A 4,816-nucleotide genomic window follows, 5' to 3' on the forward strand; every position below is an offset into this window, starting at 1 on the left:
GGAACAGACTGTGGCTGAATTGAAAACACAGGGAAAGCCATTTCTCATTGTAGTAAACTCTCAGTTTCCCTATAAAGAAGAAACCACTCAGATGGTTAACGGGCTTCAGAAGAAGTACCAGGTACCAGTTGTTGCGGTTAACTGTGAGCAGTTGAAAAAAGAAGATGTCGCATTGCTCCTGGAAAAAATCCTATATGAATTTCCCATTACCCAGCTGCAGTTTTTTATTCCCAAATGGGTGGAAATGCTGCCTGCAGACAGCGAATTGAAAAGCCAGATCCTTTCCCAGATCAAAGTGTGCATGAAGAAGCTTTTACACATTCGTGATGTTACTAGGGAATCGGTAAAACTGGAAGGTCCTTATGTACAGGATACTCTTCTGGATCACGTAGGTCTTTCTGATGGAACCATTCAGATACGGCTTCAGATAGATGATAAATATTACTATAAGATGCTTAGCGATATGAGTGGAATCCCCATGGAAAGTGAGTATGAGCTGATCCATACGATGAAGGAGCTTGCTGCAATGAAGGAAAAGTATGTAAAGGTTAAAGATGCCCTGGATGCAGTAAATAGCAGCGGTTACGGTGTAGTTGTACCAGAGCTTTCCCAGATTCAGCTGGAAGAGCCGGCTGTGATCCGCCAGGGAAATAAATATGGTGTGAAAATTAAATCAAAGAGTCCGTCTATTCATATGATCAAAGCAAATATTGAAACTGAAATTGCTCCGATCGTAGGTACGGAGCAGCAGGCAAAAGACTTGATCACTTATATTGGAGAAAGCGATGCAAGAGGAGAGAGCATCTGGGAGACGAATATTTTCGGGAAATCCATTGAACAGCTGGTACAGGATGGCATCCGCAGCAAGCTGACCATGATCAGCGAGGAAAGCCAGGTGAAGCTTCAGGATACCATGCAGAAAATCGTAAATGACAGTAAAGGCGGTCTTGTGTGTATTATCATATAGGGATTTTTATGAAAAAAGGCAGTATTGTTATAAGCACTGCCTTTTTTTTCATATATGAAAATACTTTATGGGTACTTACCAATATACGGAAAACTGTGGTGCTTCCCTTTCCTTATCAAAGATTATTTATATCCATGTTCTTTTTTCCAGCGCGCCAGATATTCCACCTGTTCCTCGTCTGAAAGAAACTGTGAATAAGGATCATTTCCCGCCGCAACACAACAGAAAAGTACAAGCAGCTGCAACGCAAAAAATAAAACAATAAGTAAAATTACAGGCAACATAAAAACCTCCTTGTAAAGTTTATATAAAAGTCTTTACAGAAAAGTTAAGAATATACATTGCAGTTTAAAAATTCCTAAAAATCCAGTATTTATGCGGGTTTGCGGGCTTTTATGCCTATCGTAAAGTATCGCAAAATATCGTATTTTGGTGTAAAAATGGTGTAGTAAATGGTGTAGTAAAAAGGAAAATCGAATTGAACTTATAAGAGCATTAGTGGAAAAATCTACCGGTGCTCTTTTTATGTATATGTGCTCCTTTGGCGGTAAATGATATGGTTATAGTACGGATTATATGAAAGGTTGGCGAACACCATAGACAAATACTGCCCTAACTGTAAAGAAAAATTGAAGCGATACGATACTGTGAAACGAATCGTAAGAGGTAAGAATCATTCAAAGAAGCTTGTTGCTATAGAGCGCTATAAATGTCCTAAGTGCAAGACTATTCATCGAGATCTCTCAGAATATGTATATCCTTTCAAGCATTATGAAGCAGATATCATAGATGGAGTAGTGGAAGGACTTATCGGTCCAGATACTTTAGGCTATGAAGATTTCCCTTGCGAGGAAACAATGAAACGTTGGAAGAAGCAGTGCATTAAACCGAGATTGTAATGGTAAATTTTTCCACTGACTTTGTTTTAACAATTTCGACCTTTTAACCTAGAATTAGTGTTGAAAGGAGGCGATGTTCTAATGGGAAATATTATAAGAGCAGAGGTATCGGAGAAGAATCCATACTGGATCGAGAAACATCGACATTACGAATTGAAACATTTTTGTCTGCAATACCCAATCTGGAAGAAGGCGTATTCTTCTCTGAATGGGATGTTAAGTAGACGTGAGGCATTGAACGCATTTGGGAAGGCGCGTCATGTATCAAACCCTACTGAGCGAATTGCTATACTCAAGCATTATTATTCTATCCGTATGGAGATGATTGAGAAAGTAGCAAAAGAAACTGATCCGGAGCTGGCAGAGTACATATTAAAAGGCGTTACAGAAGGATGGAGCTATGATATTTTGAAAGCTAGAATGAATATCCCTTGCTGCAAAGACGTGTACTATACAGCCTACCGGAGGTTCTTCTGGCTGCTGAACAAAGCGCGGGAATAATTCGTGAAAATCGCATTTGCTATTGTGAGAAAAGATAAAGGAGGCATATACATATGCGACAAACAATTTCGGTACCAAAAGATACAAAATTTGTAGAGTTCCAGTTGGATCTCAATGGTGACGACAAGAACGATGTTATAATCGAGTTACAATTTATTGAACGCACTCATTTGGGACGTTGGGGATTTGTAGTGATTTTACCTAATGGAAAAATTACGGGTAAATTGAATGCAAAACCTAACGAGCCATGGACTATCGTAGAAATTGAGCTCGAAAGTAAAAAGATTGACATTGACGTTATTAGAGAACCCGAGGATGACTCCATGATGATTATTACACATTGGTAAAAGAAAAAAGGGGCTGCATATTACAGCTCCTTTATCTTTTTTTGCCTGGACTTATTTAACGAGCGCCGCTAAGTTATTTAATTGCATATCTATGTGTTGTTTGCGTTCTTTGACTGCAGCTTCGTAGGTGTAATCGCCGTACATCGTTTTTACCTGCTCTGGTGTCCACTCGTCTCCGAGATCTTCCATAGTTTCAATAAACATCTGAATTTCTGTTTCTGTCATTTTATTATATCCTTTCTTTTCTAGTTTAATCGTCAAATCTGCTACAAGCTGTCATACAGTCAGGATATGCTGGACAACCGCAAGCAACACATCCACCAGGAATTTCGTCGTCTGATGGTTCGCGAGAATCGCTTTCGTATTCATATTCCGAGCAGTCTACAGTGTAACCGCATTCCGGGCAGACAAATTTTAAAAGCCCACCTTCTTCTATCTGATCCATTTCCACTTCGCATTCTGGACAGATACCACCACCGTAATCATGAATTGCATTGATTTCTTCAGTTGTCATAACAAAACCCTCCTTTTTGTAGTACGGCTATTCTAGCATATATGAAAATTTTTTGCCAGTAAAATTATTCGCGATTTTATCTTTCTCTTTTATAGGGAATAGATAAAATTTTAAGGAGGATTTTTTAAATGGATTCTGTAAATTTTAACGCAATGGTGGCAACAGCAAACGAAAAATACACAAAGCTTGTTGATTCCATGTATAAAGCTAAAACAGAGGATGATTTGAATAGAAATCTGAATATGATTCATAGCATATACAAGGATGAAATGGATTTGATCGCAAAGTTGCATGACATTACCGTGGAAAATAAATCAGAAGAACGGAAAGTTGAATTAAAGTTATTCGATTTCATGGTGAAGCGCTGAGGAAACTTGGCGTTTTACTTTTTTCTAGGATAAAAACCGTACTGAGGCAACAATATTACGGTTTATATTTATATCATGTAAAAAAAAGAGGGGGGGGGTGAATTAACTTGTTATAAGCGAAATAGATACCTTATTATTAAAATATTCACAATGGAGGAAAAGAAAATGAACTATCTTATTTTACTTATTGGAGTTGCTTTGGGAGTGGTATTAACGCTTTTATTTTTTTATCACAAATCGGGATACGGATATTTCACAGTAGTACCATATGATGATGAAGATACTGGATTTTACAACATAAATGTTCGTATACCAACTCAAGGCGACCTTTCTAAAAAGAAAAGAATTATCATATATAAAGAAGAACAGTCTTCGCAAAAATAACATGGCGTCTTATGAGAATATTACATAAAGGAGGATTTCAAAATGGAAATCGAACAGTTATTGCAGGATGAGATCAAGGATGAGCTCCAAGGGCTTAGTACACTTGAGCTTGGCTCAGACAAGTACAAAGTGACAACAGATGGAATTGTGAAACTGATGGACAAAGCAATCGAGATGGATAAGATCAACAGAGATCAAGACGAACGACAGGCGAATCGAAATGAAGATTTGGAACTGAAGTACAGACAGATTGAGGCTGAGATTAGAGATCGGAAGGTTAAAAATGTCATAACAGTAGTTATATCTGGCGTCGGAACTGTTGTAACCATCTGGGGGACACTCAAGACATTGAAGTTTGAAGAGGTCGGTACGGTCACCACAATGGCAGGTAGAAATTTCATTAATAATCTCTTCAAGAGAAAGTAATATTGGAACAAGGCGCTGAGGAAACTTGGCGTCTTTATTTTACTAATAAGGTATACAAACAATTTGCAGTGTGGTAAAATTGAAAATAGATTATTATTTCGAAAACGGAGGGTTCACTTATGATGAAGAAAACTATTATTGCTTCTATGGTTTTAGTAACAAGTCTGTTAGCAACACCGGTAATGGCGGAGAATAATTTCGGAGTCGATCTCGAGTCCATGAGTTTAGAGGATCTTATTTCTCTGAAAGATGCGGTGAATGAGCAAATCGCTGCAAAAGGTGGAGATAATGTTTTCGGAGCCGGCGTTTATGAAGTCGGTAAAGATATAAAAGCTGCTAGTTTCAAATTAATATGTTATGAAGGAACAGAGCTCACAGATGTGTTTATTTATGAAAACGAAGACGCGATG

The 4,816-nt window shown here is 38.0% G+C and carries 11 protein-coding genes; 9 read left to right on the forward strand and 2 right to left on the reverse strand.

All coding sequences use genetic code 11. The annotated features are described in order from the left end of the window. The 5 genes from AB5642_RS15000 to AB5642_RS15020 all read left to right on the forward strand — a co-directional run. On the forward strand, positions 1–967 hold a 967-nt coding region (locus tag AB5642_RS15000), incomplete at its 5' end, for a stage IV sporulation protein A (RefSeq protein WP_368371721.1). Positions 968–1,034: 67 nt separating this feature from the next. Next, positions 1,035–1,232, forward strand: coding sequence for a hypothetical protein (locus AB5642_RS15005; protein WP_173718665.1), 198 nt, complete (start codon positions 1,035–1,037; stop codon positions 1,230–1,232). A gap of 319 nt (positions 1,233–1,551) precedes the next feature. Further along, complete coding sequence (locus tag AB5642_RS15010) at positions 1,552–1,866, forward strand: DUF6431 domain-containing protein (RefSeq protein WP_173715532.1); 315 nt, start codon at positions 1,552–1,554, stop codon at positions 1,864–1,866. Between the two features lie 81 nt (positions 1,867–1,947). Further along, on the forward strand, positions 1,948–2,367 hold the full coding sequence (locus AB5642_RS15015; RefSeq protein WP_173715533.1) for a hypothetical protein: 420 nt from the start codon (positions 1,948–1,950) through the stop codon (positions 2,365–2,367). A 53-nt stretch (positions 2,368–2,420) separates the two neighbouring features. Next, entirely contained in the window at positions 2,421–2,714 is a 294-nt protein-coding gene (locus tag AB5642_RS15020) for a hypothetical protein (protein ID WP_173715534.1), read from the forward strand. Positions 2,715–2,765: 51 nt separating this feature from the next. Here the strand turns inward: AB5642_RS15020 and AB5642_RS15025 are convergent, their stop codons facing one another. Both AB5642_RS15025 and AB5642_RS15030 read right to left on the reverse strand, forming a co-directional pair. Continuing rightward, entirely contained in the window at positions 2,766–2,939 is a 174-nt protein-coding gene (locus tag AB5642_RS15025) for a hypothetical protein (RefSeq protein ID WP_173715535.1), read from the reverse strand. 25 nt (positions 2,940–2,964) lie between these two features. After that, positions 2,965–3,228, reverse strand: coding sequence for a hypothetical protein (locus AB5642_RS15030; RefSeq protein WP_173715536.1), 264 nt, complete (start codon positions 3,226–3,228; stop codon positions 2,965–2,967). A 128-nt stretch (positions 3,229–3,356) separates the two neighbouring features. Between AB5642_RS15030 and AB5642_RS15035 the strand changes: the two genes are divergently transcribed. The 4 genes from AB5642_RS15035 to AB5642_RS15050 form a co-directional block, all read left to right on the forward strand. Then, positions 3,357–3,596 carry a hypothetical protein gene (locus AB5642_RS15035; protein ID WP_173715537.1) on the forward strand — a complete coding sequence of 80 codons (240 nt, stop codon included), beginning with the start codon at positions 3,357–3,359 and terminating at the stop codon, positions 3,594–3,596. Positions 3,597–3,761: 165 nt separating this feature from the next. Further along, positions 3,762–3,980: a hypothetical protein gene (locus AB5642_RS15040; protein ID WP_173715538.1), complete on the forward strand. Its 219-nt coding sequence runs from the start codon at positions 3,762–3,764 to the stop codon at positions 3,978–3,980. Positions 3,981–4,022: 42 nt separating this feature from the next. Next, positions 4,023–4,406, forward strand: coding sequence for a hypothetical protein (locus AB5642_RS15045; RefSeq protein ID WP_173715539.1), 384 nt, complete (start codon positions 4,023–4,025; stop codon positions 4,404–4,406). 119 nt (positions 4,407–4,525) lie between these two features. Continuing rightward, positions 4,526–4,816: hypothetical protein (locus AB5642_RS15050; protein WP_368371722.1), on the forward strand; the 291-nt coding region annotated here is incomplete at its 3' end.

This window comes from Ruminococcus sp. 1001136sp1_2201st1_G3_2201SCRN_220225 (assembly GCF_040924365.1).
Taxonomy (GTDB): domain Bacteria; phylum Bacillota; class Clostridia; order Lachnospirales; family Lachnospiraceae; genus Blautia_A; species Blautia_A faecis.

Excerpts from the sequence above, each read along its gene's own strand:
- AB5642_RS15005 (WP_173718665.1), top strand. The coding sequence starts at position 1,035 with ATGGGTACTTACCAATATACGGAAAACTGTGGTGCTTCCCTTTCCTTA.
- AB5642_RS15015 (WP_173715533.1), top strand. The coding sequence starts at position 1,948 with ATGGGAAATATTATAAGAGCAGAGGTATCGGAGAAGAATCCATACTGG.
- AB5642_RS15020 (WP_173715534.1), top strand. The coding sequence starts at position 2,421 with ATGCGACAAACAATTTCGGTACCAAAAGATACAAAATTTGTAGAGTTC.
- AB5642_RS15025 (WP_173715535.1), bottom strand. The coding sequence starts at position 2,939 with ATGACAGAAACAGAAATTCAGATGTTTATTGAAACTATGGAAGATCTC.
- AB5642_RS15030 (WP_173715536.1), bottom strand. The coding sequence starts at position 3,228 with ATGACAACTGAAGAAATCAATGCAATTCATGATTACGGTGGTGGTATC.
- AB5642_RS15035 (WP_173715537.1), top strand. The coding sequence starts at position 3,357 with ATGGATTCTGTAAATTTTAACGCAATGGTGGCAACAGCAAACGAAAAA.
- AB5642_RS15040 (WP_173715538.1), top strand. The coding sequence starts at position 3,762 with ATGAACTATCTTATTTTACTTATTGGAGTTGCTTTGGGAGTGGTATTA.
- AB5642_RS15045 (WP_173715539.1), top strand. The coding sequence starts at position 4,023 with ATGGAAATCGAACAGTTATTGCAGGATGAGATCAAGGATGAGCTCCAA.